The sequence below is a fragment of the Streptomyces sp. NPDC050743 genome (assembly GCF_044456925.1).
Classification (GTDB): domain Bacteria; phylum Actinomycetota; class Actinomycetes; order Streptomycetales; family Streptomycetaceae; genus Streptomyces.
Genome location: NZ_JBITGJ010000100.1, coordinates 1 through 25,458 on the forward strand (window position 1 = coordinate 1; position 25,458 = coordinate 25,458).

General features: G+C 74.6%; 8 protein-coding genes and 1 pseudogene. 7 read left to right on the top strand and 2 right to left on the bottom strand.

The genetic code is table 11. The features are described 5' to 3' along the window. Positions 1–131: 131 nt before the first annotated feature. Positions 132–1,040: pseudogene (locus ACIBJF_RS44010) on the top strand (IS3 family transposase); the annotation flags it as partial. Here ACIBJF_RS44010 and ACIBJF_RS44015 read toward each other — a convergent pair. Next, on the bottom strand, positions 1,001–1,558 hold the full coding sequence (locus ACIBJF_RS44015) for a transposase family protein (protein ID WP_399182848.1): 558 nt from the start codon (positions 1,556–1,558) through the stop codon (positions 1,001–1,003). The pseudogene ACIBJF_RS44010 and the gene ACIBJF_RS44015 overlap by 40 nt on opposite strands. A 435-nt stretch (positions 1,559–1,993) precedes the next feature. Here ACIBJF_RS44015 and ACIBJF_RS44020 point away from each other — a divergent pair, with 435 nt between their 5' ends. The 6 genes from ACIBJF_RS44020 (at position 1,994) to ACIBJF_RS44045 (ending at position 25,168) form a co-directional block, all read left to right on the top strand. Next, positions 1,994–2,608, top strand: a complete 615-nt coding sequence (locus ACIBJF_RS44020; RefSeq protein ID WP_399182850.1) for a hypothetical protein — start codon at positions 1,994–1,996, stop codon at positions 2,606–2,608. Further along, positions 2,605–12,597 carry a DUF6603 domain-containing protein gene (locus ACIBJF_RS44025; protein ID WP_399182852.1) on the top strand — a complete coding sequence of 3,331 codons (9,993 nt, stop codon included), beginning with the start codon at positions 2,605–2,607 and terminating at the stop codon, positions 12,595–12,597. The genes ACIBJF_RS44020 and ACIBJF_RS44025 overlap by 4 nt, the downstream gene beginning before the upstream one ends. 250 nt (positions 12,598–12,847) lie before the next feature. Beyond that, entirely contained in the window at positions 12,848–14,674 is a 1,827-nt protein-coding gene (locus ACIBJF_RS44030; protein ID WP_399182854.1) for a hypothetical protein, read from the top strand. After that, a complete protein-coding gene (locus tag ACIBJF_RS44035; RefSeq protein WP_399182856.1) occupies positions 14,674–15,711 on the top strand; it encodes a hypothetical protein in 1,038 nt (345 codons plus the stop codon). The genes ACIBJF_RS44030 and ACIBJF_RS44035 overlap by 1 nt, the downstream gene beginning before the upstream one ends. Then, positions 15,708–19,706 carry a hypothetical protein gene (locus ACIBJF_RS44040; RefSeq protein WP_399182858.1) on the top strand — a complete coding sequence of 1,333 codons (3,999 nt, stop codon included), beginning with the start codon at positions 15,708–15,710 and terminating at the stop codon, positions 19,704–19,706. The genes ACIBJF_RS44035 and ACIBJF_RS44040 overlap by 4 nt, the downstream gene beginning before the upstream one ends. Beyond that, complete coding sequence (locus ACIBJF_RS44045; RefSeq protein ID WP_399182860.1) at positions 19,703–25,168, top strand: glycoside hydrolase domain-containing protein; 5,466 nt, start codon at positions 19,703–19,705, stop codon at positions 25,166–25,168. The genes ACIBJF_RS44040 and ACIBJF_RS44045 overlap by 4 nt, the downstream gene beginning before the upstream one ends. A gap of 59 nt (positions 25,169–25,227) precedes the next feature. On the opposite strand, the gene ACIBJF_RS44050 is transcribed toward ACIBJF_RS44045, so the two are convergent. Continuing rightward, a complete protein-coding gene (locus tag ACIBJF_RS44050) occupies positions 25,228–25,398 on the bottom strand; it encodes a hypothetical protein (RefSeq protein ID WP_399182862.1) in 171 nt (56 codons plus the stop codon). Between the last annotated feature and the right edge of the window lie 60 nt (positions 25,399–25,458).

Here is a 25,458-nt window from a genome sequence, read left to right on the forward strand (position 1 = left end):
TCCTGAAGAGGGACACGCCGTTTTCCTGCTTGATCCAACTTGAGCCTCGAGACCTCAAGCCTGGCAGGAGACGGCGTGTTTCCCGTATCAGGGCAGGTCAGGGCACCCACACATGCGGCAGGAGAGCCGTTTTTCGCCACCGAGATGAACTGGTGAACCGCTTCAAGTTCATCGAGGACCACCACCGCGCCTGGGGCGTGAAGCGGTTGTGTCATGTGCTGGAGGTCGCCCGCTCCAGCTTCTACAAATGGCGGGCCGGCCGGGAGGCCCGGGCCGCGCGTGAGCGGGCGGACGCCGCGCTCGCCGAGCGGATCAGGGCCGTGCACGCCGAGTGGGACGGCACCTACGGCCGGCCCCGGATCACCGCCGAGCTGCGCGACGACGGTGAGCGCGTGAACCACAAGCGTGTCGGACGGGTCATGCGCAAGTTCGGCATCGCCGGGCTGCGGCTGCGCAAGCGCCAGGTCACCACGGTGCCCGAACCGTCCGCCACGCCGGTGCCGGATCTGCTTGGGCGCGACTTCACCGCAAGCGCGCCGAACACCAAGTACGTCGGCGACATCACCTACCTGCCGGTGGGCGACGGCGAGTTCCTGTATCTGGCGACGGTGATCGACTGCTTCTCGCGCCGCCTGGTGGGCTGGTCGATCGCCGACCACATGCGCACCTCGCTGGTCGCCGACGCCCTCCGAGCAGCCGCCGTGACCCGCGGCAGTCTGGCCGGAGCCGTCTTCCACAGCGATCACGGAGCGCAGTACACCTCCCGACAATTCGCGGAAATGTGCGCTGAGTTGGGGGTGCGACAGTCCATAGGGGCGGTTGGCACGAGCGCGGACAACGCGCTCGCCGAGAGCTTCAACGCGGCCCTCAAACGCGAGACGCTCCGCGGCGCCCGCCGCTTCGACGGGGCCCGCGCCTGCCGCCTGGCCGTCTTCCGCTGGACCACCCGCTACAACACCCGCCTGCGACACTCGGCGAACGGACAGCAGGCACCGATCGCCTACGAACAGCAGTCAGCTACCCTGACACTCGCCGCATAACAACACGAACAGGTGTCCACCCCACAGGGACAAGGCCCGACAGCCCCGGCTGCCCCAGATCGGGGTACATCCCGGCCAGTGGGCTGGCGGTGAAGTCGGCGTCGGTGAACAGCGGGCCCAGCGCGTCGCGGGCCCGCATCTCGTCCGTCCCACGCGGATGCACCCGCCACGCCAGAGCAGCCGTGGCCTCCGGAATCGGCGCAACATCCACCGGACGCAACACGCGAAACCCCCAACGCCGATGGCAAGCACCGCCGTTCAGCGGATCGACCACCCTTTCCCATAGGTCCGTCAGCCGACTTCGCCACCAGAGTCATCCACTCTGTTATCGCGGTGAGCGAGCGGGCGCCGGCCAGGACACTCGCCGCGGCCGCGGCCACCAGCGCGGACAACAGGTAACGACGCCCGCGAAAACCTCGCGGGTCGGGCACCAGGTCAAGGAACTCCGACAGGCACAGCGCGTCCGTCAGCGGGGCCGGCGCAACGGCCTGGGCCAGTTGGTCCAGCACGGAGGGCATGAGGGAAGATGCGGGAGCAGGCACGGACTCACCAAGTATTCATGGGACTTCGACATGATCACCGAGACCGTGCCTGCACTGCGTCCACCCCAGCCCGAACCCGGACATCCAACCCGACTCCGGGCCAGCGCGGCATTCCCGACCGACCTTGATCTTGCAAGACACCCTGCCTCACGACGCCACGCGCATCAGCGCGCGGATCAAACACCACCGGCGGACGCAACCAGTCCCCGTATCAGAAGGGGCGTCAGCAGACTCTTGATTTGCGTACTTGCTCACGCCTGCAGACACCCGAGAAAGGAGGGAAATGCGTATTGTCTGCATGATTCGGGCGGTGGTAGCGTCAACTACCCTCGCCGTCCAAGGAGTCCGCCAACATGAGCGGAGACGGGTGTGAATTCACCTGCATGGCTGATCCGTGCGGCGCAAGAGCATGTGTCAGCACTAACAAGCTCCACGCTGACTAATGAGTGCGAGAAGCTCGTCGCCGGCGTCCGCGAGCGCTGCCCGGACGCGTTCCCGCACCCGCTGCCCCCGGGCGGGGTCGGTGCCCCGATCGACATCACGCCCGACGAGGCGGCCAAGGTCTTCGGGGTCGCCTTCAGCCTGGCGGTGGCCGGCGGGACGACGCCCGCCTCCGGGGACGTCGTGTGGACCAGCGGGGACGACGAGTTGCTCGTGCACACCGGCACGGTCCGGCTGATCCTCACCTACGGATTCGCGATCGTCGGGATCGAGGTGTTCACCGAACAGACCGGCGACGTCCAGGTCAGCGTCCCGTTCGCGCTCGGCGGCCCGGGGTCGCCGCTCGGGTTCGTCGTCGGCACCGAGACCGTGCCGCGCGGGCCGGCTCTCATCGTCCAGCGCTGGGGGACCCATCTGCAGGGCGTCGCCTGGCAGGCCCTCGTGCACAGCGTCGCCGGGATCGCCGCCGCGGCTGGGGTCGACGACCAGAACCAGCCCCTGCTGCCGGCGGCGCTCACGGCCACCGCGAACGGGCTCACCGTCCTGCCGCAGGCCCGGCACACGTTCGACCGGACGGCGTCGTGACCGTCAGCGTCGAGGGCCTCGGACCCCTCGCCGACCTCGCGACCGCCGTCGGCCTCGTCGGCGCGGACGACCAGCTGGACCCGAGCTGGTTCGCCGATCCGGGAGCAAAGGTCTCCCGGGCGCTGCGGGATGAGCACCAGCGGGCGGCGCTCCTGCGCGCCGCGGATGCCCTCCTGGGCCAGGGCAACCCGGTCACGGTCGACGCCCAGGGGAGGCACTGGATCCCGCTGGTGTCGCACGGCGGTGTAGAGCTCGACTGCGTCGTCGCACCCTCTGCGCAGGTCACGACCATCGGCGTCGGGGCGCGCCTGCAGACGTCCTCGCCGGCGCCGGTCTCGCACGTCACGGTGCTGGTCCCACTCGTCGCGGTGCCGGCGTCCGGCGACGCCACGCTGACCTTCGCCACCGGGGACGGCCGGATCGAGGTAGACGCCGACGTCCGCCTGGACGCCGAGCCCGCACACTCGGGTGACCCGGCGCTCGCCGGGATCGCCCTGCACGCCGACGTGACCACGGGCGGCACCGATCCGCATCTGGCCGTGACCCTGCAGGGCCTCCAGCTGCCGGGGGAGCCCGCACCGCACGATGTCGGGCTCGACTCCGCGGCCGGCGACCTCGCCGACCAGGCGATCTCGCTGCTGGCCGGTCTCGTGCAGCGATCTGTTGGGGCCGCCTCGGGAGAACTCGCCGAGCTGCTGGCCCTCGTCGGGATCGGCGCGGACCCGCGGATCCCGGTGCTGCCGGTCGTCGACCTCGTGACCTCGGGCGCGAGCGCCTGGCGCACCTGGCTGGACTCCCTGCTCGCCGACCAGCAGGCCGTCACCGCGTGGCTCGAGCACCTCGGGACCCTGGTCGGCCACGGGGCAACGGCGAGCGGGTCGACCGGCCCGGACGCGCTGGGCAGCCAGGCCCGCCTCGACTGGGCCCTGGCGAGCGGCGTCCACCTCGCAGCCGTCGTGACCGTAACGCGCACCCCCGACGCCCGGCCCCAGGTCGAGCTCGGCGTGCAGGCCCACATCGACGCGACCGGCACCCCCGTAGGCCGGCTCGAGGCCTCGGCGACCCCCGTCCAGATCACGCTGGGGTCGGCCCCGACCGCAGTTGCCCTGCCGGACATCGAGGTCTCGGGCCGGATCGGTCACGCGGTGATCGCCGCCCCCGCCGACCTGCTGCTCGACCTCGGCACGCCCGAGGTCGTCAAGCTCGGGTCGCTGCGCGCGGGGCTGACTCTCGACGGGTCGCGCCGTCCCGCGCTCGTGCTCGCCGCGCACGACGTCACGATCGCCACGCACGACTACCCGGTGCTGGACCTGACCAACCCGCAGACCCTGGCGGACGTCGCAAGCAGCGCCCTCGACGGGCTCGCCGCGGCCGTGCTCGCCCGGCTCGGGACCGCGGCCGACCTCGTCACTGTGCTGCTGGGCGTCCGGGCCCCGGACGTGGGGGCCGGCGCACCGTGGACGGTCCCGGTGGTCGGATTGCCCGCGCTGCTCGCGGACCCCGTCGGTGCCCTCGTGGGCTACCACCGCACGGCGCTGGCCCAGGCCCGCGACCGCTACCCGCTGCTGCTCGAACCGTTGCGGGAGCTGCTGCGCAGCACCGGCGTCGACGTCGCCATCACGGGGGACGGGACTGCGGACAGCCCGTGGCGGGTCACCCTCGCCGACGGTGTGGCCGTACTGGCATGGACGCAGGGCAGCGCCCCGGAGCACCTGCACCTGGGGATCGGCGTCCAGCACGCCGTGGTCGATCTCGGCGGCGGCTGCCCCACGGTCGACCTCGACCTGACGGCGGAGCTGGTCGACCTCGCCCTCGACGGCAGCGGCGGCCACGCCCTGCCGGCGCTGCGTGCCGCGCTTGCCCTGGGAGCGCGCGGCGGCATCCCGCTGCGGATCGGCGACGAGACGACCGCGCTCGTGGCGGACCGGATCGGGGTCGGCCTGGGGTGGGCGCCGGGCTCAGCGTTCAGCGCCGGCCTCGTCGCACCCGGCCTGGCCGCCGTGATCGACGGCGAGTCGGTGCCGGTGACCCTGCCCACGCTCGCTCCCGACGGGACCCTCACCGGAACCGTCCCCTGGCGCGCCCTGGAGCTGCTCGCCGGGCACGTGCTGGTCGGCGCCGGGTTCAGCTGGGCGGTCGACCTCGCCGACCTCACCGGCTGGTTGCCCCGCACGGCGGCCGCCCGGGGGCTGGTTGGCGGCTCGGGGGAGCCCGACCTGCCGCTGGAAGAGCTAGTCGCGGATCCGGTCGGCACGCTGAAGGCCTGGGCCCGCGAGCTGGTCGCCGACGGCAAGCTCGCCGAGATCGGTCGCCGGGTCGCGCTGCTGCTCACGGGCGAGAGCGTCCCCGGACTGCCCGCGGGGGTGATCACCGGTCACGGCACGGCGCGCTCGCCGTTCGCCCTGCCGCTCGTGGGCAGCCAGGTGGACGCCGCGCTGCGCGCCGAGGTGCTGCTGTGGGGCCGCGACCTGGAACCCGTCGTCGACGCCTTCCGGCCGGGTGCCCTGTTCGCCGCGCTCGACCCCGCGCGCGCCTCCACCGTGACGGGGGCGGACCTGCTCGTCGCGCTGCTCGACGCCGCGACGCAAGCCCCCGACTTGCGCGACGCGCTCACCGGCCGGGACGACCTGGCCGCCGGCCTGGAGGGCCTCGTCGCCCGCTGGACGGGGACCGACGGGCTGGTGCGGGCCGCGGACGCCGTGCTGCCGGGAGCCGTCCTCGTCGACGTGCCCGACCTCACCGCCGACCGGTTCCCCGCGATCGACCTCGCCGCGCTGACCGGAGTGGGGCTCGAAGCCGGCACGGTGATCGCGGTCGGCCCGCTCGGGCCGTCCGCGTGGGCCGGCATCCCGGACGACCACGTCCTGGACTGGACTGCGGCGGGCCTGGTCCCCGAGGCGTTCGACGATGCAGGACTGCGGTCGGGAACCGGTCCGTGGCTGGTCCGCCTGCCCGGGCGGGCGGCCGCGGCGGCCGCGGCCGGCGAGGACGGCGCCACCCGCCAGGCCGACCGGCTGGCCCGGGCCATCACCGCAGTGGCGGCAGCCCTGACCGCGGCGGTCGACGGGAGCGGGGTGCAACTCGTCGGGGTCGGGTCGGCGGGGCACGCCGCCGTCGAGGTCGCCGCCCGCGGGCTGGTCGCGACGCTGGTCACCGTCGGGACGCCGCACGCCGGGATCGGGCTCGACGTCCTGGAGGTGCAGCCGGTCGCCGGCGCCGTCCAGCTGCTGCGCAGCCTGCTGCCTCCGGTCGACGAAACCGAGGTCGCGGCCGTCACCCTCGGCCGCGGCCTGCTTGCACCGCTCACTCAGGCGTACGACGCGACCACCTCGCCGCTGGCCGACCTCGTCCCGCCCGGGACGGTTCCGGCGCTGCCGGCCGACCTGCCGGTCTGGTGCGTGCGCGGCGTCTGCGGGGCCGACTCGGCCCGCTCCGCAACGACCGGACTGGTCGTGCGCGCCCTCCAGGAGGCGTATGAGAGCACCGTCGAGACCGCGGACGCCGCCGACCAAGGCCCCGCGCCCGACCCGGGAGCCGGGGGCGGCGCGGACGACGGCGTCCTGCACTTCGGCGTCGCCGTTACCGTCGCGCCTCCCGCCGCACTCGGCGAGCTCAGCCTGCGCACGAGCCTAGCGCTCACCCGCGAGGCCTTCTCAGACGCCGCCGCCCCGGGGCTGCGACTGCGCGTCGAGCTCGGCCGGGCGGGCGGCTGGCTCGTCGGCGGGCCCGACCCGAGGCGACCGGCGGACGTCGCGCGGCACCCGTCCGTGCGACGTGCGAGTCTCGAGGTCGACGTCGCCCACGGCGGCGACGCGAGCGCCCGAGTGATCCTGCACGAGGCGGAGGTCTTCGGCGTGAGCCGGACCCGCTGGGTACTCAGCCACAGCGACGTCGCCGCCGGGCCGCTGGTCCCGGAGGCACTGGTCGTGCTGTCGCGGGTGGGCTCGGCACTGGCCGCGTCCGCCTCGGCGGCGACGGCCCAGGTCACGGGCCTGCTCACCGCCCTCGGCCTGAGCGATCCGGGGTCGGCGTTCGCGTTCTCCGCGGACGGACTGCGCCGGCTCCTGGTCGACCCGGCCGGGCTCCTGCGCGACGTCACCGCGGCCGCCACGGCGCCGAGGCTCGCCGCGGCGGTGGCGACGCTGGTCGGCGCGCCCGCGCCCTCCTCCGACGCCCCGACCCGGGTGCGGGTCACGGTGAGCGGCGCCGAGCTGGACGTCGACCTCGCGAGCGGCGCAGTCTCGGTCGCCGTGGCCGGATTGTCGTCGCCGCTCGGCGTCCAAGTCGGCGGCCAGCTGGACCTCGCGACCGATCGCGCCCTGTCCGGGTCGCTGACCCTCGCATTCGGTTCGGCGACAAGCCGTTCCGGGCGGCCAGTACTGGAGGTGACCGGCGGCGCGCAGGCCAGCGTCGTCGTCCGCTGGGAGGGCGGCGGCTCGGTGCTGCCGGCCTCCGTCCGGCTCGCGCCGGCCCTGGACGCCGCCGCTCTCGGGCACTGGCTGGTGGCCCTCGCGCCCTCGGCTGTCCTTTGGGCCGGGATCTCGTTCCTGCGCTCGCTGCAGGCCGGGGCGGTCGCCCTCGTGGACCCCCTCCTCACGGCGCTCGGCCTGCTGGAGGGCACCGGAGACACCGCCCGCGTGACGCTCCCGATTGGTCTCATCGCCGATCCGGTGCACTGGCTGGAGGGGGCCGACGTCGCCGGACTGGTGGACGCCACGGGGGCCGTGCTCGGCCTGCCCCAGCCGCGGCCCGGCGCGTGGACCCTGCCGTACGGCCTGGAGTTGGCCGCCACCACCGCGAGCGCCCGGACGACGCTCGCCCTGCGCCTCGACGAGCCGGTCGCGGATGTGGGCCTGCGCATCGCGGGTAGCGTCGGCGTCGAGCTCGGCGGGGGAGGACGGCCCGCGGCGCCGGCCATCTCGGTCGACCTCGGCGTGCCCGGCGCCGACCCGCTGGCGACCTCCGGCCGCCTCACCGTGACCGTCGGCAGCACCGGACTGACTGCCCGCCTTCTCGTCCCGTCGGCCGGGATCGACCTGGCGCTGCTGCCCAACGGTCCCGGGCTGGCGGCGCTCGGCGGCGCCCTCGCGTCGGCGGCAACGGCAGCCCTGCCGTACGTCCTCGACGCCGTCGCGGGCTTGCCGCCTGCCCATCCCGCCCACGACGTGGGGGTCGCGGTGGGCGCCCTGGGAGACGCCCTCGGCCTGCGCCCGGCCGACACGTTCTCGGCCGACGAGCTCACGGCCCTCGCCGCCGATCCCGGCCCGCAGCTGGCCCAACGGCTACGCCGCGGTGTCCTGGCGGACGCCGTCCAGGCGCTGGTGGACTTCCTCGCCCCGACGGTGCCCCCGGGCTGGACCATTGTCCCGGACGGCGACGACCTCGTCGTCACGCGCACAGCGGCCGCCGGCACCCTGGGCCTGCGGATGACCGTCCCCGACGGCGGCGGCCTCCCGGAGGGGGCCAAGGTCGTGGCGACCCTGACCGGCCTGCGACCGCTGACCGGCGCCACCCTCGATCTCGGGGTCAGCGCCGACGCCTCGGGGCTGCTCGACGGCCATGTCTCCTTCGCTGTCGACCCGGCCGCAGGGCTCGACCTTGGCCCCCTCACTCTCTCCCCGGTCGCCACCCTGGCGGTCGGGAGCGCTCCGGCCGGCGGCGCGCGGGTCGCAGCCGGACTGGCGCTGGAGGGCGGTCGCGAGGTGCTCGGCGTCCTGCGCTTCGGTCCCCCGGCCGCGTTCGGTGTCGAGGCGGTCGGCGGGCCGCTCGCCGAATTGCTCACCGACCTCGTGCTGCCGATCGCCGTGGACCTGGCGCTGTCCACGCAGGAGGTGCAGGACCTGCTGCAGCACGTCGTCCTGGGTGGTCCGAAGGTCCAGGACCTGCTGGACGGCGTGGTCCTGACCGGCACGGCGTTCGACGACGGCGCCCTCGACCCGACGCAGCTGTTCACCCGGCTGCTGCGCCTGGCGGCCAACGTCGCCGGGCACAGTCCGGCGCTGCCGATCGCGCCACTGGTCGTGCGCGGGGTCGAGCGCAACGACGGGCAGGGCGGGCAGGTGTACGGCCTCTCGGTGTCGCTGCCCCCCGGCCAGCGGTTCCAGCTCGTCTCCGAAGACGTGACGCTCGACTTCGAGGTGGACGACTCCTGGGTGACCGGGACCGCCAGCGCCGCAGGGCTCACGCTGGAGCTGCTGCGGGTCGCTGCCGGCGAGCCCGAGGCATTCTTCGGGCTCGTCGTGCGCGGCATTGGCCTGCGGGTCGGCCGGTCGTCCGGCCCGCTGCTAGACACGTTCCTGCGCGTGGAGTCGGTCGCCGTCCACACCCTGTTCTCGGCCACGACCGCCGGCGGGGTCACCGACGCCGGCGGGCAGCTCGAGCTGACCGGGCTCGCTGTGGGGGTCGGGTCGGCGGACGGCGGGACGAACAGGGTCGCCAGCGGCGTGCTGCGGGACGCCGCGAGCGGCGGCGAGCCCCCACGGCCGGCCTTCAGTCCCGCGCTCGCCATCCAGCGGCACGGCTCCGGCGGCGTCGAGGTCGACCTGCGGGCCGGCACCGGTAGCGGCCCGTGGTGGGTGTCCTTGCAGCGGTCCTTTGGTCCGGTGTACATCGAGCAAATCGGCTTCGGGGTGACCAAGGCCGGCCAGAGCATCGTCGCCGCCCGCGTCCTCGTCGACGGCAAGGTCAGCTTGCTCGGGCTGCTCGTCGCCGTCGACGGGCTCGCGCTCGGGGCGCGCTGGCCGCAGGCGCCGGGCGACCCGGCGCCGTACGACCCACGCGCATGGGAGGTCGGCCTCGATGGGCTGTCCGTCGCGGCGGACACCGGCGGGGTGACGATCAGCGGCGGCCTGCGTAAGGGCCCGGGCGCCGCTCCCGACTACGTCGGGATGATCTCGATCCGGTTCGGGGTCTACGCGCTGAGCGCCTACGGCGGCTATGCCGTCGTGACCGACGCCCAGGGCGACTTCACGTCGCTGTTCATCTACGGCGCCGTCAACGCGCCGATCGGCGGCGTCCCCGCCTTCTTCGTCACCGGGCTCGCAGCCGGCGTCGGGATCAACCGGCTGCTGCTCCTGCCCTCCGACCTCGGCCAGTTCGGGACCTACCCGCTGCTGCAGGCGCTCGACCGGTCGGGCCCGATGGCAGACCCGGACAACGCGTTGGACCAGCTGCGGGCCTACTTCCCGGCGGCCCGGGGCGCGTTCTGGTTCGCCGCCGGGCTGTCGTTCACCTCGTTTGTGCTCGTCGAGGGGATCGCGGTCGTCGGGGTCGCCGTCGGCGACGGCCTCGACATCAACCTGCTCGGGCTGGCCCGCGCGGCCCTGCCCACCCCCGAGTTCCCCCTCGTGCAGATCGAGCTCGCCCTCCTCGTGCGGTTCTCCAGCCGCGAGGGGGTGCTGTGGATCCAGGGCCAGCTCACCGACAACTCGTTCCTGCTGACCCGGGACTGCCGGCTCACCGGCGGCTTCGCCTACGTCATGTGGTTCGTCGGGGACAAGGCCGGCGAGTTCGTCGTCACCCTCGGCGGGTACCACCCCTCGTTCCACCGCGACGGGTACCCGATCGTGCCGCGCCTGGGCTACGTCTGGGGCGTCAGCGACATCCTCGTCATCAAGGGCGAGAGCTACTTCGCGCTGACCTCCGAGGCCATCATGGCCGGCACCCGGTTCGAGGCGTCGCTGTCCGCGGGGCCGCTGTGGGCGTACCTGCGCCTCGGTGCCGACGGGATCGTCTACTTCGACCCGTTCCACTTCCAGGTCACGGCGTTCGCCGAGCTCGGCGCCGGGGTCACCGTCGACATCGACCTCGGCTGGTTCGGGCATATCCGGATCACCGTGTCGGTGCACCTGCACGCGGACGTCGTCCTCGAGGGGCCGCAATTCCGCGGCAAGGCGACGATCGACCTCGACGTCACCAGCGCTACGATCAGCTTCGGCGACTGGAGCGACCGGTCGACGCCGGCCCTGGACTGGCCGAGCTTCCTCGCCAAGTACTTGGCCCCGGGCGGTGCCGCCGTCCTCGTCGCGACCCCCGGCCGCGGCGTCCTACCGCCGAGCACCGACGGCAACCGCAAGCCCCCGACCGGCGCCCCCGGCGATCCCTACCTGGTGCTGCCCGAGTTCGAGCTGTCGATCGCGACCACCGCCGCCACCTCGGCCGTCGTGGCCGGCGGCGCCGTCGCGCTGCCATTCGGGGTGTTCCTCGCGGTCGGCCCGATGCAGACGGGCCAGGTCTCCTCGACCCTGACCGTGACCGTCACCGGAGGCGGTGTCGACCACGCCGGAGCCCTGCAGCCGGCCGTCACGACCGGCGCCTTCCCGACCGGAGTCTGGGGCCCGCAACCGCAGGCAGAGCCGAAACCGGTCCCCACCGGGTCGACCGTCGACGCGGTCAACGGGCTGCACCTGCAGGCCGACGCCGACATCCCGGCCGGCACCGTCCCGATCGACTACTACCAGGTGGAGGTCGGCGTCCGGCACCAGCTGCCGTTCCTGGCCGAGGCCGCCGTGCGAGCCGAGCGCGCGCCGGACGTCGCCGCCGCGGCCGCCCTCGTCGCCGGGGCCCCGGGGAGCGTCGCCACGGTGCTGGACCAGGCCCGCACCTGGCTCACCGGCGGCGCGCAGGGCGCGGCTCTGACCCGGTTCGGCGCGGCCGTCTACGCGACGGCCCGCAACGCCCCGCCCCAGCTCGCGCCGCTGACCTACGGGATGGCGGTGGATCCGCCGGCCCCACCGGACGTGCCGCCGGCCGACCCGGTCCCGCCGCGGGAGCCCGACGACACGACAGCGCACCCGCTCCAGCTGGAAGCGCTGCTGCTCACCCCGCCGGTTGCCGTCCAACCCCGGGTGCGACTCAGCGTCGGGGACCGCGGCGCGGGCCTGGCGCGGGTCGTCCCAGCGACCCTGGCCGAGGTCACGTCGTCGCTGGACCCCCGGCTGGTCTCGCGCCTGGTCATGGTCGGCGCGCCAGGCGGCCAGGAACAGACGACCGTCGTGGCCAGCGGGACGGCGGCCGACACCGGGCGGGCCGGCTCGGGCACGGAGCTGCGCCGCGCCCCCGGAGCACCGGCGTGGCGCACCGCCCGGCTGGACGACGCGACGGCCGCGCTGGCCGGCACCGGCACCGTCCTGCTGACGGGGGAGGCGGCGGTGCTTTCCGCACCGAACGCCTTGCACGACGTCCGGCCGCAGCGGCCCGCGCTCGCGGTGGCTGGTGACCTGCCGGTCCGGATCGTGGTCGCGGACCTCGGTGGCCGCGTGCTGCGTGACGTCTGGGCGAGCGACGGGACACTGCTGTTGCCGCCGGGCACCGACCGGGTCGGGGTCGTGGGCGGCGCTGGGCCGCTCAGCGGTGTCGCAGGCTGGCACGCCACCACGTCGTTGCTGCAGATGGGGGCCGGGACGCTGATCGGTCCGGGCTGCACCGTCCGGTCGAACGCCGTCCGGACGCTGCGCGCCGGGCAGCCGGTCGCGACGGGGTTCGTGCCAGCCGCGCAGGCCGTCTCCGGCTGGGCCCTGGTCACGACCCGGCTGCCCGTCGGCGTGGCAAGCATCGCGGTCGTCCTGGAGTCCGGCGAGCGGATCGAGGACGGTCGCGCCGATGCCCTCGACCTCGCCCTGGCCGGCGTCCGGCGGGTCGCCGGACCCGACGGCCAGCCCTTGCCGCCGACCGTGGTTGTGGCCGGGTCGCGCACGGTGAGCGTCTTCGACGTGGAGCCCGACTCCGTCATCGGCCCGGCAGGCGGCCCGACGAGAGGCCCGGCGGACGGCGACCCGGCCGTCGAGGTCACCGTCAACGCGGGCGAGCACGTGCACCTGTCCGGGGTGCTGGGCTCGACCGGGGATGCCGCCTCCCTCGTGGCGCTGCTCGGCGAGCGTGGGCTTGCGGCTTCGGTCGCCCCGCTGGTGGCAGTCCCGACCGGCTCCGCCCGTCTCATCTGGGTGTCGCAGGACGCCGCCCCGACCGCCGACATCGTCACCCGGAGGTGAGCCGTGGCCGACGAGAATCCCCCGCCCGGAACGTTCGTGCTGCACAGTCACGCCGTCCCGCCGCTGCCCGCCGGCACCTACCAGGTGCACGCCGACCAGCAGGTGAGCGCGCCCAGTGCCACGACCCAGTCGATGGACGTCGATCTCGAGGTGACCGCCCCCCGCTTCTCCCTCCCTGCGGACCAGGTGCTGTCGACGTTCCCCCCGAACCAGGGGCAGGGGGGGGTTCAGCTCCCGGCTGCCGCAGATCGTGCTCAAGCGCCGCACCCTGCCGTGGGAGCGCGAGCTAGACGGCGATCCCTCGCAGACGTCGACGCTGCCGAGGGACATCCCGTGGCTGGCCCTCGTCGTCCTCGCCGACGCCGAGGCCGAGCTGCGGACAGCGCGCCCGATCGCCGAGTGCGTGACGCCGGGAGTGGTGCTGGGCGGGCGCAACGACGCCACGGTGGGCGACTGCATCGTCGTGACTGAACGCGTTGTGCGGCAGGTGTTCCCGGCCAAGGACGAGCTGCCGCTGCTGTCTCACGTGCGGCGCGTCGACCTCTCCGACACCGAGCTCGCGCTCGGAGACGACGACGGCTGGATGGCCGTCGTCCTGGCGAACCGGCTGCCCCAACCGGGGGTGCGATACCAGGCCTGCCTGGTATCGCTCGAGGGGCAGTACGACGCGCTGCCCGACCCCGCACCGCCCGTGCCTGTGTACTCCGGCACGTACGTCTACGCGGAGCAGGCCGTCGCGTACGACACGATCTCGGCCAGCTACGCGCGCAGCATCGACCGCAGCGCTGGCGGTACCGGCGGCATGGGCGTCCAGACCGCGGGACACAGCGCGGTGCAAGCCCTGTCGATCGGGGCCGGCGCGGCGTCGGGAGTGCGCTCGCTGTCGCCGGCCGACGGGTGGTCGGCACGGACGGCGACCGGGCCGGCGGGCGCCGTCGCCCGGACCGGGGCCGTCGTCACGTCCACCGCGCAGCTCATCGGGGACATGCACGTCGTCCCGATCGGCATCATCGACCCCGGGGCCCGCCAGTTCACCTTCCCTGTCCTGGCGCACTGGCAGTTCACCTGCACTGGGGCCGGGGACTTCCAGTCCCTCATGCAGGGTCTGGACGTCGGCATGCTCGGCACGCCGCCCAAGCCGCCCCCCGTCCAGCAGCCCGGCGAGAAGCCACCGCCGCCCCCGGCCCGGCCGCCGGTCGAGGTGCTCGACACCGGCCACGTCGCGCTGACCCACACGAGCCGCGAGGGGGAGACCGCGACCGTCTGGTACCGCGGCCCGCTCACGCCGCGGCCCGCCGGGCGCGAGCAGCCCGACCCGGACACGGGCCGCCTGCCGCTGGCACACTCCAGCGATCAGGTGCGCCGGGTCGGCCCCGATGGGCGGGAGAACCTCTCTCTCGCAACGGCTTTCGATATCGGCCGCCTGCTCGCCCTAGCCGAGCCGAGCGTGGTAGCCGCGCTGCTGTCGTGGCGCAAGGACGCCCTCGAGCGGGCCCGTACCGCGGCGCTGCTCGCCCGGGAGCCGAGCCTGGGCCGACTCGTGGACGGCGCCGTGGTGACGGCCCTGGGTTCGGCCGCCGGCCGCGGGCTGCTCACCGCCCTTGGAGCCGACGCGGCGCGTCGGCTCGGGCCGGTGCGACCGCTGACGGACCCGGCGCGGTCGGTGAAGGGCGTGGACGACGCCGACCCGCTGGAGGTCCTTTCGTCCGGGCTCGGAGTCGACGTCGCCACCCTCCGGGGGCTGCTCGAACCGGCTGCGACGCAACGGGTCCCCGTCGACGTCCCGATTGCCGGGGTGCTGGCCGACCCGTTCAAGCTCGCGGCGGCGGCGGCACGCGAGCTCGCCCCGCTGCGGGCCAAGGCGTCGGGGGTCGCCATCGACCTCGCGAACCAGGCCCTTGCGGGCAGCGGTGCGGCGCCGGCCGGTCACGCGCCGGCAGCCGGGGCTCTGGGCGCGGCCCCCCACGCCGCGCCAGAGGCTGCCCCGGACGCCGCCCCGCACCCCCCGGGCGCCGAACCCGACGCGCTCGACGAGCTGCTCGCCCGCCTCGATCGGCAGCACCCAGGAGGACAGTGATGGCACTGGACCGTGCGACTTTCCTCGATAACCCGCTCGTGGTCGAGGCGACCCTGGACGCCGTCGTCCGGCACGGCAACGAGGTCGCCACAGCCCCGGCTGGGACCATCCTGCCCACCGCGGTCCTGGAGTGGCTGGCCCGAGTCCGGCTGCTCGAAGGGGTGCCGTTTGCGCACCTGGTCCCGGACAGCGCCCTGCTGCCGCCGGAGTCAATCCGCTTCTTCTACGTCGACCGCGAGTGGTCGGACATGCTCGTCCAGGGCGCGCTGGCCGTGAGCACCGTGACGACGCTAGACCGTGAGCACCTGCAGGAGCTGCATGCCAAGCTCCGAAACGAGATCGACACCCAGGAGCGGTTGCAGCGGGTGGTCGGTGCTGACCCCCCGGGCCGGGCGCCGGCGGACACCATCAGCGGCTTCCTGCTGCGATCCCGCGCGGTCTCCGGGTGGCCCGGGCTGCACGTGCGCGCCTACCGGGAGGAGGTTGGCCCGGACGACGGGAAGGTGGCTGACGACGATCCCCGGCGGCTGCGGCTGCTCCGCCTCGAGCGACTCGCGCCCGCGGTGTTGCTCGTGCTCTTCGACGGCGTCCCGGCGGTCGTCCACGTCGAGGAGCCGCGGCAGGGCATCCAGTTCGGCGTCGACCTGACGCCGGGCCAGGACGGCACGACCGGGGCGACGATCCCGCTGCGCAACGTGGCGACGGCTCAGCGGCTGGACAAGCAGCAGCCGCCCCCGGCGAAACCGTGGACCGCCGACGTACCGTTCCGGTCCGGGGCGCCGGGCGTGGTCGACGTGCGGGAGCTGGCCCGCCGGATCGCGCAGCAGCCGGAGACCCGGACGACGGACGTCGACGGCGACGGCGTCTCGAGCGCCGAGTTCGCCCTGGAGATGCTGCAGTTCCCGTTCCGGCAGGTCTTCGGCGACCCAGAGCTCGGCGGCAGCACGGGCGGTGTGCCCCTCGGCTACGCGGACCTGTTCCGCCCGACGACCGGCATCACGATTCTGCGTCAGTGGAACGCCGGGGGTGTGGCATGAGCCCCGTCAACCCCGCAGCCACCTCCGACCCTGGGGCCATCGCGAAGGCGATGACCACCCCGCGATTCGCGGCACTCGCCCGCGCGGACCTGTCCGTCCTGCAGATCGGCACCTGGGACGCCGACCTGCCGCGCGATACCCGACTGCTCGTGCCGATCGACGTCCAGGCGCTCGTCGTGCCGGCCGGCGCCGACACCGAGGTCGTCCAGACCGAGACGGTCGTCCCCGACGCACCGCAGGGCTCGAACCCGCAGAACGTGCTCCCGCGCCCGCCCGAGCCCTTTGGGGCGAGCACCCCCCGCGAGCCCGGCGTCCACCTGCACTGGGCGATGCCCGACGGGCTGACCCGCGGGGACGCCGGCGGCGTGCGGAGCGACCCGGTGCCGGCCGGTAACCCCACCTCGCTGCCGGCGCTGCCGGACCGCTGGGTCGTCGTCCGGTTGCTGCACGGTGCGACCACCGTGCGGTCCTGGGTGCTGGAGGCCGATCGCGGCGAGCACCACGACCTGGCCGGCTGGACCGAGCCGGGGCCGCCCGACCCCAGCGCCACGAGGTCGGCGGCCGGGCGGCGCATCGTCGCCAGCGCGCAACTCACCGCCGTCGCCGGGGGCGATCCGGCGTGGGCCGCCACTTACGACGCCGTCCTCGACCGGTTCGCCTTCCACGACGACCTGTCCGACCTCGACCCGGCCGTCGCGGCGGGCGCCGAGCTCTCCTACCTCGTCGCGGGGTGGTGGTCCGATCCGGCGCTGGACGCGCTACACGGGCTGACCTCGCTCGGCGACTACCACGCCCGGCTCGACTGGCTGCAGTGGCAGGGCCCGGACCCGCAGGGCCTGCTCGACGACACGGGCATCCGCGACGTGGTCCGCGACCGGCGTGCCCTGCTCGGCTTGGAGTCTCCGGCGGCGAGCGTCGGGGGACTGGTCACCGGCACCGAGCGCGCGGCGTCGTCCGCAGTCATCGGCCACCCGGGCGCCGCGTCGGCCGCGGGACCGGCCGGAGACGCTGCGGCACCTATCGCAGGGGTGGCTGCCACGCGGGCCACCGAGGCGGCCCAGGTCAGCCTCGTCGATCGTCGCTTCATCGAGGACGGCGCCATCCTGCAACTGCCGCGCGGTCCCGAGGCACCACACGCGAGCATGCTGCACGGCAGCGTGTTCGGCGTCAGCCTCGACCCGGCCGAGCTCATCGACCTCGCGCCGCAGCAGGCCGCGCTCTCTATCGCGGTGGGCCCCAACGGTTTCGGGGCCCTGGGCGCCTTGCTCGCCGACGGCACCGGCGAGCAGCGGGCCTCCGACGAGCGGCTGCTTGGAGCGTTCGCGTCCGGGCTGCTCAGCTCCGTCGACGCCCCGGCCGGGCTGGCCGCCGTCGACGAGGACCGCCACGCGGCCGGGTTCACCGCGCTGGCGCCAGGGCTGCGCGAGCGCCCCGACCGGATTGCCGAGGGAGACGTGCTCGCCGGCGACCGGGCCGCGGGGCAGTCGGCGCCGCAGGACACGGCGGGGGCCTCGCTCGGGTCCACGACGAAGCAACCACCGCGGTTCGCCGTCCGGCTCGTGCAGAAGGACGCGACCGTGCTGCGGTCCGGGGCCGTCACAGGCCGCCTCGGCACCGTGGGCACCGCGCCCCGGACGCCCCGGACGTTCCGGGACGTCGCCGTCCCGCTACCGCGCGCCTTCGTCCCCGCGGACCTGGCCCTCGTCGTCGGCGGCGCCAATCGCTCGCCACGGCACGGTCTCGACGGCCGGTACACACCCGACGGGCGGCTGGCCTGCCGCCTCGCGAGCCAAGTGGTGACGTCGCTGCGCGGCCTGCTCGACGGCGGGCAGCTCCCAGGCGGCCTGACCACGGTCGGCTCCGGCGCCGTCCCGCCGGAGGTAGACCTGCTGTTGCGCGAGGTCGCGCTCACCGATCCCTACCGCTGGCAGGAGGCCGCCGGCTGGGCGACGGCGGCCTACGGGGTCGAGGGGACGGCGGTGGCGAACCGGCTCCGCGCGGAGGCGGCCCTGCGGTTCGCGAGGACGCCGACCGGGCGCACCGCCGACCGTGAGATCGACGACTCGGTTCGTGACCCGCTGCGCCGCGCGTCCTTGCTCGACGGTGTCGACGTCTCGCCCGTCGGGGTGACCCGGTGGGCCCAGCCGTGGGTGCCGCTGTGGCTGGACTGGGAGCTGGAGATCGCGGTCGATGACCGGCTCGACCGCTGGAGCCTCGGCCCGGTGGACCTCGAGCGTCCAGCGCCGGCGACGGGAAACAGCAACGGCGGCAACGGCAGCGGGGGTGGCGCTGACGGGACCGATGACGGTGACGGGACGCTCCCGCCCCCGATCACGATCCGCCGCCGGACCGCCCTGGCCGCCTCCTCGGCGCGGGCCATGGCCGGCCAGATCACCGCGTGGCTCACCGCCGAGCATCAGCGCGACCTCGTCAGCCAGGGCGTGATCAGCGCGGACGACGAGCAGGTGCTGGCGAGCCTGTCAGCGGCCGCGGGCGGCCTCGACGTGCTGACCACCGCGCTCGCCGGCGTCCGCGAGACCCTCCTCGGGCTCGACCCGCTGGACGCGTCCCGGGTGCAGATCGCCGCCGACGGCACCCCAACGAACAAGCCGTCGCCGGTCGGGCCCGCGCTGCTGCTGGCGGGCGGGCGCGCCCGGCTGAACCGGCTGCGGGTCGTGGACGCCTTCGGCCGCTTCGTCGACGTCCCGGACGCCGTTCTCGCCGCCACCGAGGTGGCAACCGCGCTCCAGCACCCCGCCGGGGCGCCGGCGCTGCGGCTCCCGCCGCGCTACCAACGCCCGGCGCGCCTGGCCTTCCGGTTCGTCGACCCGCAGACCGCCGACGGGGCACCCGAGGTCGAGGCCCGCGTCGACCAGCAGCACGCCGAGCTCGAGATCAGCCCGGTCGCGGGATGGCTGCTGCCCGACCACGTGGACGAGGGTCTGGAGGTGTTCGACGCCGCAGGGACCTCCCTCGGCCAGCTGATCCACGACGAGCTCACCGGGGCGGTGCTCTGGGAGGGAGCTCCCGGTCGGCCCGGACCGGCGGGCCAGCCCCCCGACCCCGGCGACGACCCGGGGGCCCGGCACGTGACCCGGCTGGCCGCTGGCTGCGTCGAGGCCGACGCCGTGGCCCGCGCGCTGCCGCAGCCCCCGCAAGAGAGCGCGCTCTCGGCGTTCCTGCGGGTGGTCGACACGACGTTGTGGACCGTTGACCCGCTCGGGTCGGTCGGCACCGGTGCGGTCGCCGGACTGGTCGGCCGGCCGATCGCCGTCGTCCGGGCGACCTTGCGCCTCGACGTCCAGGACGACATTGACGCCCTTGACTTCGGGACCGGGGACGCCGGTGCGGCCGCCCGGGCCGCCCGGGCGCAGGCGTACGCCGACCTCGCCGTCCGAGCGGTCACGGTCCGCCTTGGCGAGCTGACCCGCAGCGATGACGGACTCATCGCCTACGCCGTGGACGACGACTACTCGGCGCTGCGCCTGGTCGCCCCCGAGGTGCGCTCGGATGCCCGGGCGAGCGGGCGGCTGGCCGGCCAGCTCGGCGTGCTCGGGCGCGGCTCTCAGGACCTCCCGGAGTTGGCCCGGATCACCCACCCGTGGCTGCTCGGCCCTACCGACGTCGGCGCCCGGCCCGGGCAGACGATCCGCCTCACGCTGCTCATGACCCCCGGCGGCCGGGTGCACGCGACCAGCGGGCTGCTGCCGCGCAAGGCGCTCGCCCTGGCCCGCGACTGGTTCCACGACGCGCTCGTGAGGCTTTCGCCGTCCTTCCGGTTCGGGCCTGTGCTGGTCGATCCCGCCGTCGTCCGGCTCCCGCTGGTGACCGGCCTCGGGGACAAGCAGACGTGGACCCGCCGGGACACCCCGCTCACCTGGCGGGACGACCCGATCACCGCGGCGACGCAGACCGCCTACCTGCCCGAGCAGCCGGCAACGCTGCAGGAGGGCTGGATCCGGGTGGTCCAGGAGGACCCCGGGGGGACGGCGTGACCGAGACCTGGATGGCCGCCGGACCTGCCACCGAGCACGAACCCGAGGCCCCCGGCGGCGAGCCGCGGCGGGTCGTCGTCCCGCCGCTCGACGTCACCCAGCGACCGAACCCACCCGACCCGACCGGGGCGGCGGCCAATCAGTGGACCCCGCTGGGTCCGTCGGTGCTGCTGGCCGGGCAAGCGGACGGGCGGCCGCGGGTGGCCGGCCGGGTGCGGTCCCTGCGCGCGTCCGACGACGGTCAGCGGGTCTACGCGGGCTCGGCGCTCGGAGGCCTTTGGTACAGCGGGGACGGCGGCACCCGCTGGACCAGCCTCGACTTCTACGCCTCCACGAAAGACGACTCCGGCCGGCTGCGGGACAGCAACGCGCTGACCGTCGGCGCGATCGCAGTCCGGTTCGTCGACGCTGCCCACGACCTGGTCCTCGTCGGGACCGGCGAGCGCCCGCTCAGCCCGGTGGTCAACGACTACATGAACTGGCAGGGCGTCGGCATCCGGGTAGCCACTGGCCCCGTCCAGCAGGTGCTCGACCACGGCGTCGCCTTCGACCCGTGGGTGCTGGAGGCGACGAACCTGGCCGGCCAGGCGGTCAGTCGGCTCACGTTCGACCGCGTCAACCCTGACGTCGTGTGGGCCGCGACCAGCGTCGGGCTGTACCGGCGTCCTGCGACGGGTGACTGCTCGCACTGGGAGTTCGTCGACGCGGGTCTCGGCACCACATGGGTGTCCGACGTCGTCACCGTGCAGGGCCTGGGCGGTGAGCCGCAGCGCATCTACGCGGTCAGCGCGACCGGCAAGCTGGTCCGCAGCACCGACGGCACGCACTGGACGCCCGTGGCGCTGCCCGTCGACCCCAACCCGGCGCTGGTGGGCAAGCCGGTGAGCGCCGCTGTCCTCGCCGCGGGCAACGACCCGGCCCGCCCGGTCGTGTGGATGCTCGCCGGCGGCCCGCGGCTGTGGCGGGTTGACGCGGACACCGCCGAGATCGTCACCGGGTTGCCGTCCGACCTGTTCGGGGCGACGTCCGACCAGACCAACTACGACCTCGCGATTGCCTGTCACCCCTCGACCCAGGCCGCCCAGCGCGACCTCATCCTGGTCGGCGGATCGTTGGCTTCTGGGACAACGGACTGGAATGCCGCGCTGTACGCCGGCCAGGTCACGCGGCCGGCCGGCACGCTCACCTTCCCCGAGACGCCCGGGCCGACAGCGCCGGCGGGACCGTCCGGGATGCAGCGCGGCGAGTTCGTCGGGCTCGGCGTGCACCCCGACGTGCACGACGTCGCCTGGGTCGGCACGGGGGTCCCGGCGACGGTCTGGGTGGCCTGCGACGGCGGCGTCTTCCGCTCCGTCGCGGATGGGGCGCGCGGCTCCTTCGCCTCCCGCAACACAGGTCTGGCCGTGGTCCAGGCGCAACGACTGGCCCAGCACGCCCGGCTGCCCGGGCACCTCCTGGTCGGCACGCAGGACAACGGCGCCGCGTCGCTGCCCATCGCCGGCGCGTGGGCGGTCACCCTCGAGGGGGACGCCGGTGGAGTCGCGATCGACCCGGACGCCCCGGCGCGGATGTTCGCGCAGTACGTCGGCGCCTCCTGGTCCCAGAGCGCAGACGGGCGCGCCTTCGGGACGATGCCGGTCTTCTCGTCCTCGCTGACGGCCTCCGGCTCGGTCAAAGAAACCGCGTGGGCGGCGGCCGTGAAGCGCGAGCTCGCCAATCCGGTCAGCGATCTGGCCGCCGTCGGCAACGAGACGGCCGCGGGTGGAACGCAGCTGGCGCTCGGGACGCAACGGGTTTGGTACCGCGACGACGCGACCGCAGCAGTGGCGAGCGCCGCAGCGGACGGGCGCACCGGCTGGGTCACGCTGCCGACGGCCACCGACCCGTACGCGTCGACGCTCGCCGCCCCGCTGACGGCGCAGGACCTTCTCGACGCCTACGTCGTCGGGCTGGCCTGGGGCGGACCTGACCTGCTCTACGTGCTCACCCAGACCAGCGTCTACGCCCTGCGCCGGAGCGCGGGAGCGTGGCAACCGGTCGAGCACCTCTACGACCAGAAAGCCGTCCGCCGCAACTGGAAGGGCAAGGTCGAGCGCGGCCAGGTGCCGCCCGGCGTCACGCTGCTCGAGATAGCCGTCCACGACCCGGCGCGCGGCCCGCACGGCAGCCTCTACCTCGGGGTGTCAGGGGACAACGACAAGCACAACCTCTGGTGGTTCGACGGGACGTCGACCTGGCAGCACACAGGTTTGTCGCTCGGCTCGCCCGTGCACGCGATCACCGTCGACCCCGCCGACCCGACCGTCGTGTTCGTCGGCACGGACGTCGGCGTCTTCAAGGGCACGGCCACTTTCCCGGACGGCGGCACCGCGACCTGGGTGTGGGAGACCTTCTCGGACGCGCTGCCCGAGGCCACGGTCCTGGATCTTGCGGTCGTCGTTCCCGACGGCGGTGGCGCCCGGCTCCTCCGCGCCGCTCTTGCCGCTCGCGGTGTCTGGGAGGTCGCCCTCGACGGCTCCACGGTCGGCCCGACGACGTTCCTGCGCGCCCACGACCTGGATAGCCGGCGCCTGCCCGTCCCAGCTGGCGGGCCGGAGGACGTCCGCAGCACCTCCCGCACGCAGGCCCGGCTTGACGCCTCTCCGGACATCCGGATCTGGCGAGCCGACACCGCCTCCGCGCCGGTTCCCGAAGCCCTGCCCGTCGGCGCGGGCTCCTCCGAGTACGACGTCTGGCTCCTGCAGTCGGCCCTTAAGGCCGGCGGTGAAGACGTCCCGGTGGACGGCGTCTGGAGCGGCCGGGTTGCGACCGCACTGACCCACCGCACCGGCGTCCTCAGCAGCGTGCTGCCGCCGGCACCGACCCCGCAACAGGTCTGGGACACGCTCTGGGCGGCCAACCGGCTGCCGTTCGAGGCCACGCCGCCGGACGCCACCGACCTGGCGGCGCACCTGCGGGAGCGACCGGACCGCCGGCCCAAGGGAGCCACGGCGTCGTGCGTCGCGGACGACGGTCTCGCGCGGGTCTTCGTCGCGGTCCACGCACGGCACTGGAAGGCGATCGACGGCGCCGCCGTCCAGGTCGCCCTGTTGCGCACCCCGTTCGGCCGGCACGCGAACCTCGCGGGGACGGCGCCGCTGCCCGCCGGGTGGACGGCGTCGCTGCTCGCCGACCGGACGGCCGCAACCACGGGCCAGTGGCTCGCCGGCTCGGCCTGGCAGTACGCGGACCCGGCCCACCCGTTCCGGCCCCTGCCTTCTGCACTCGATCCTGATAACCCGCAGGTGGTCTCATTCGACGTCGACCTGTCTGGCCCGGGCTGGTCCACGCCCGGGCACCTGCTGCTCGCCGTCGTCCTCTGCGACGGCGATCCGCTCGACGCCGCGCAGACAGACGTCGCCCAGCTGGTACTCGGCGACCACCATGTCGCGGCGCGCTCTGTGCGCCGGAGCAATGCCGCGCGTCCACCAGCCCCCGACCTCACCGGCCGGGTGGCCGGGATGGACCAGGGCAACTTCGCCGGCGCCGCACCGATGGCTCGCGCCTGGGACCTGTCGAACCTGACCTGGACGGGCCTCTACCTCGATTCCCCAGCGCCGGTCCCCGGCGAGGTACCGGTGCCCAACGGGGTCGTGGCCGGCCACAACCGGCTCGGCGGCACGCCCGGCCACCCGCCGGGATCGTGGATGTCGGCGTTCCCCGTGTTGTGGCCCGACTGGGGGATCGCGCCGATCTACTGGGGGCAGCAGGACCCGGCGAACTCCCAGGGCCCGTTCGACCTGCGCCCGCAGATCGCGACCGCGAACGCCGAGGACGCCGCAGCCAAGGCCGTCGCCGCGGGGCTGCGCGCCGGGGCCGTGATCTACCTCGACTGGGAGGCCAGCGGCATCCCGTCCGCCGCGGCCCTGACCTACCTGCGCACGTTCTTCGAGCGGCTCGGCGAGCTCGGCTGGCGGACCGGGCTGTACGCGCATGCCAACGCCGCGGCCACCGTCATGCGTGAGGTGCCCGGGCTCGCCGTCTGGGTCGTGTCGTGCCAGCACGCGGCCTGCGCCACGGTGGCCGCTGACCGAACACTCGCGGCCGGCCGGGTTTGGTACGCGACCGTGCCGATGCCGGCCGGGGCGCCGGACGCCCTTGCCCGGCAATGGACATTCGAGAGCGCGCAACCAGCCGGCAGCCCGTTGCTGCCGTTCGGCAACATCGACCAGGACGTCGCCGTGGTCGAGGATCCGGCGTTCCCCGAGCGCCGCCCGCACGCGGCGCTGCTGCGGCGCGGGCCGGTCGTCCTGCTGCCGGCGGTGGCGCCTGCGGCGGCCGGGTCGGTGACCAGCGTGCGGATCGTCAACGGGCTCCCGGCGGGCACGACGTGGTCCTCGGCGGCTCCCGGACTCGGCCCGGGCTCGACCACGCCGGACGCCGGTCCCGGCCGGTTCGGGCCCCGGCACTGGTGGAACCCGTTCTCCCCGTTGGCGTTTGCCCGCCCTGCCGTTGCCGCGCCAGCTGCTGCCGTCGACGTCGTCGTCGGCCTCGGCTACGAGCACGTGACGTCGGCGGACGCCGGCGAGGCGAGCGTCGAGGCGGGCCCCGACGGGTGGCGGGTCCAGGCGCTCGAGCGCGGGCCGACGGGGTGGCGGCTGACCACCGTGGCGGACGGCGGGCTCGTCGTCGACCCGCTCGCCGGGGTCGCAGCGACAGCGCGGTCCGGCCGGGTCGAGGCGCTCGTCGTGACGGACGACGGGACGCCGGCGTCGGCGTCCGTGCCGGTGGGTACCCGCGCCTGGAGCCCGCTCGCGCTGGTGTGCCCGCGGGGGACCGCCCCGGTGCGGCCGACGTGCCGACCGGCGCTGGTCACTCGTGGCGCGGACGACGTCGACGCGGTCTGGCTTGGCCAGGACGGGCGGTTGCAGGTCGCGCATTCATCGGCTCCCGGCACCTGGGGGCCGCCGCTGGCGATCGGCGACCCCGCCGTCGAGGTGCATCCGCTCGGGACCCTGGCCGCGGTGAGCCCCGCCGCCGATCACGTCGACGTGGTGTACCTGGGGCGCACCGGTGGTGTCGGCCGGCCCTGGTCGGTGTACGTCACGTCGTGGACCCCGGCCGACGGCTGGGGCGACGCCACGCACACCGTCGCCGTGGGCGGCGGCCCCGCGCTGTCGTCCCTGTCCCGGATCGCTGCGTTGTCGCGAGCCGCCGGGCTGCTCGATGTCCTGGCTGTCGCCGGCACGGGCGAACTCCTCGTGGTCTCCCGCCCCGCGGTGGGCCAGTCCTTCACGGCACCGGCCCCCGTCGGCGGAGCGCCGCTGGTGGGCGGCGTCCCGCTGCGCCTCGCACGGGTCGAGTCGTGTGTCGCCCTCGCCGACGGCTCGGTCGTCGTGGCCGCGATCGGGCGTGAGGGTGGAACGTGGCTCACTCGGTTCGAACCCGGAACGTCCACTTGGTCGAAGCTGGAGCCAGTCTAGAAGGCTGCTGAAAATCTTGTTGTGGGGCTGTCCGGCCGGAGGCCGGGCGGCCCTTTTCGCTATGCGGTGGCAGGGGCGAGGTGCCAGGTGGTGTTGGTGCGGGTGAGTCCGAGGGTGATCAGTCGGCGGAGGTTGAGGGCGGCGGCGCGGTGGTGGAGCCAGACGTTGTTGGCGATGACGCCTCGGTAGGGAACCCGTGACCTGCGGCGCAGGGTCGGCAGTGCGCCCATGCGCGGGCTGTGTGAGGTGTTGTTGGGGCCGTTGGCTCAGCCGAGGACGCCCGGGGTGCG

Bases quoted from the DNA above. Each gene is read 5' to 3' on its own strand.
- ACIBJF_RS44035 (WP_399182856.1), top strand. From the start codon at position 14,674: ATGGCACTGGACCGTGCGACTTTCCTCGATAACCCGCTCGTGGTCGAG.
- ACIBJF_RS44040 (WP_399182858.1), top strand. From the start codon at position 15,708: ATGAGCCCCGTCAACCCCGCAGCCACCTCCGACCCTGGGGCCATCGCG.
- ACIBJF_RS44015 (WP_399182848.1), bottom strand. From the start codon at position 1,558: ATGCCCTCCGTGCTGGACCAACTGGCCCAGGCCGTTGCGCCGGCCCCG.
- ACIBJF_RS44050 (WP_399182862.1), bottom strand. From the start codon at position 25,398: ATGGGCGCACTGCCGACCCTGCGCCGCAGGTCACGGGTTCCCTACCGA.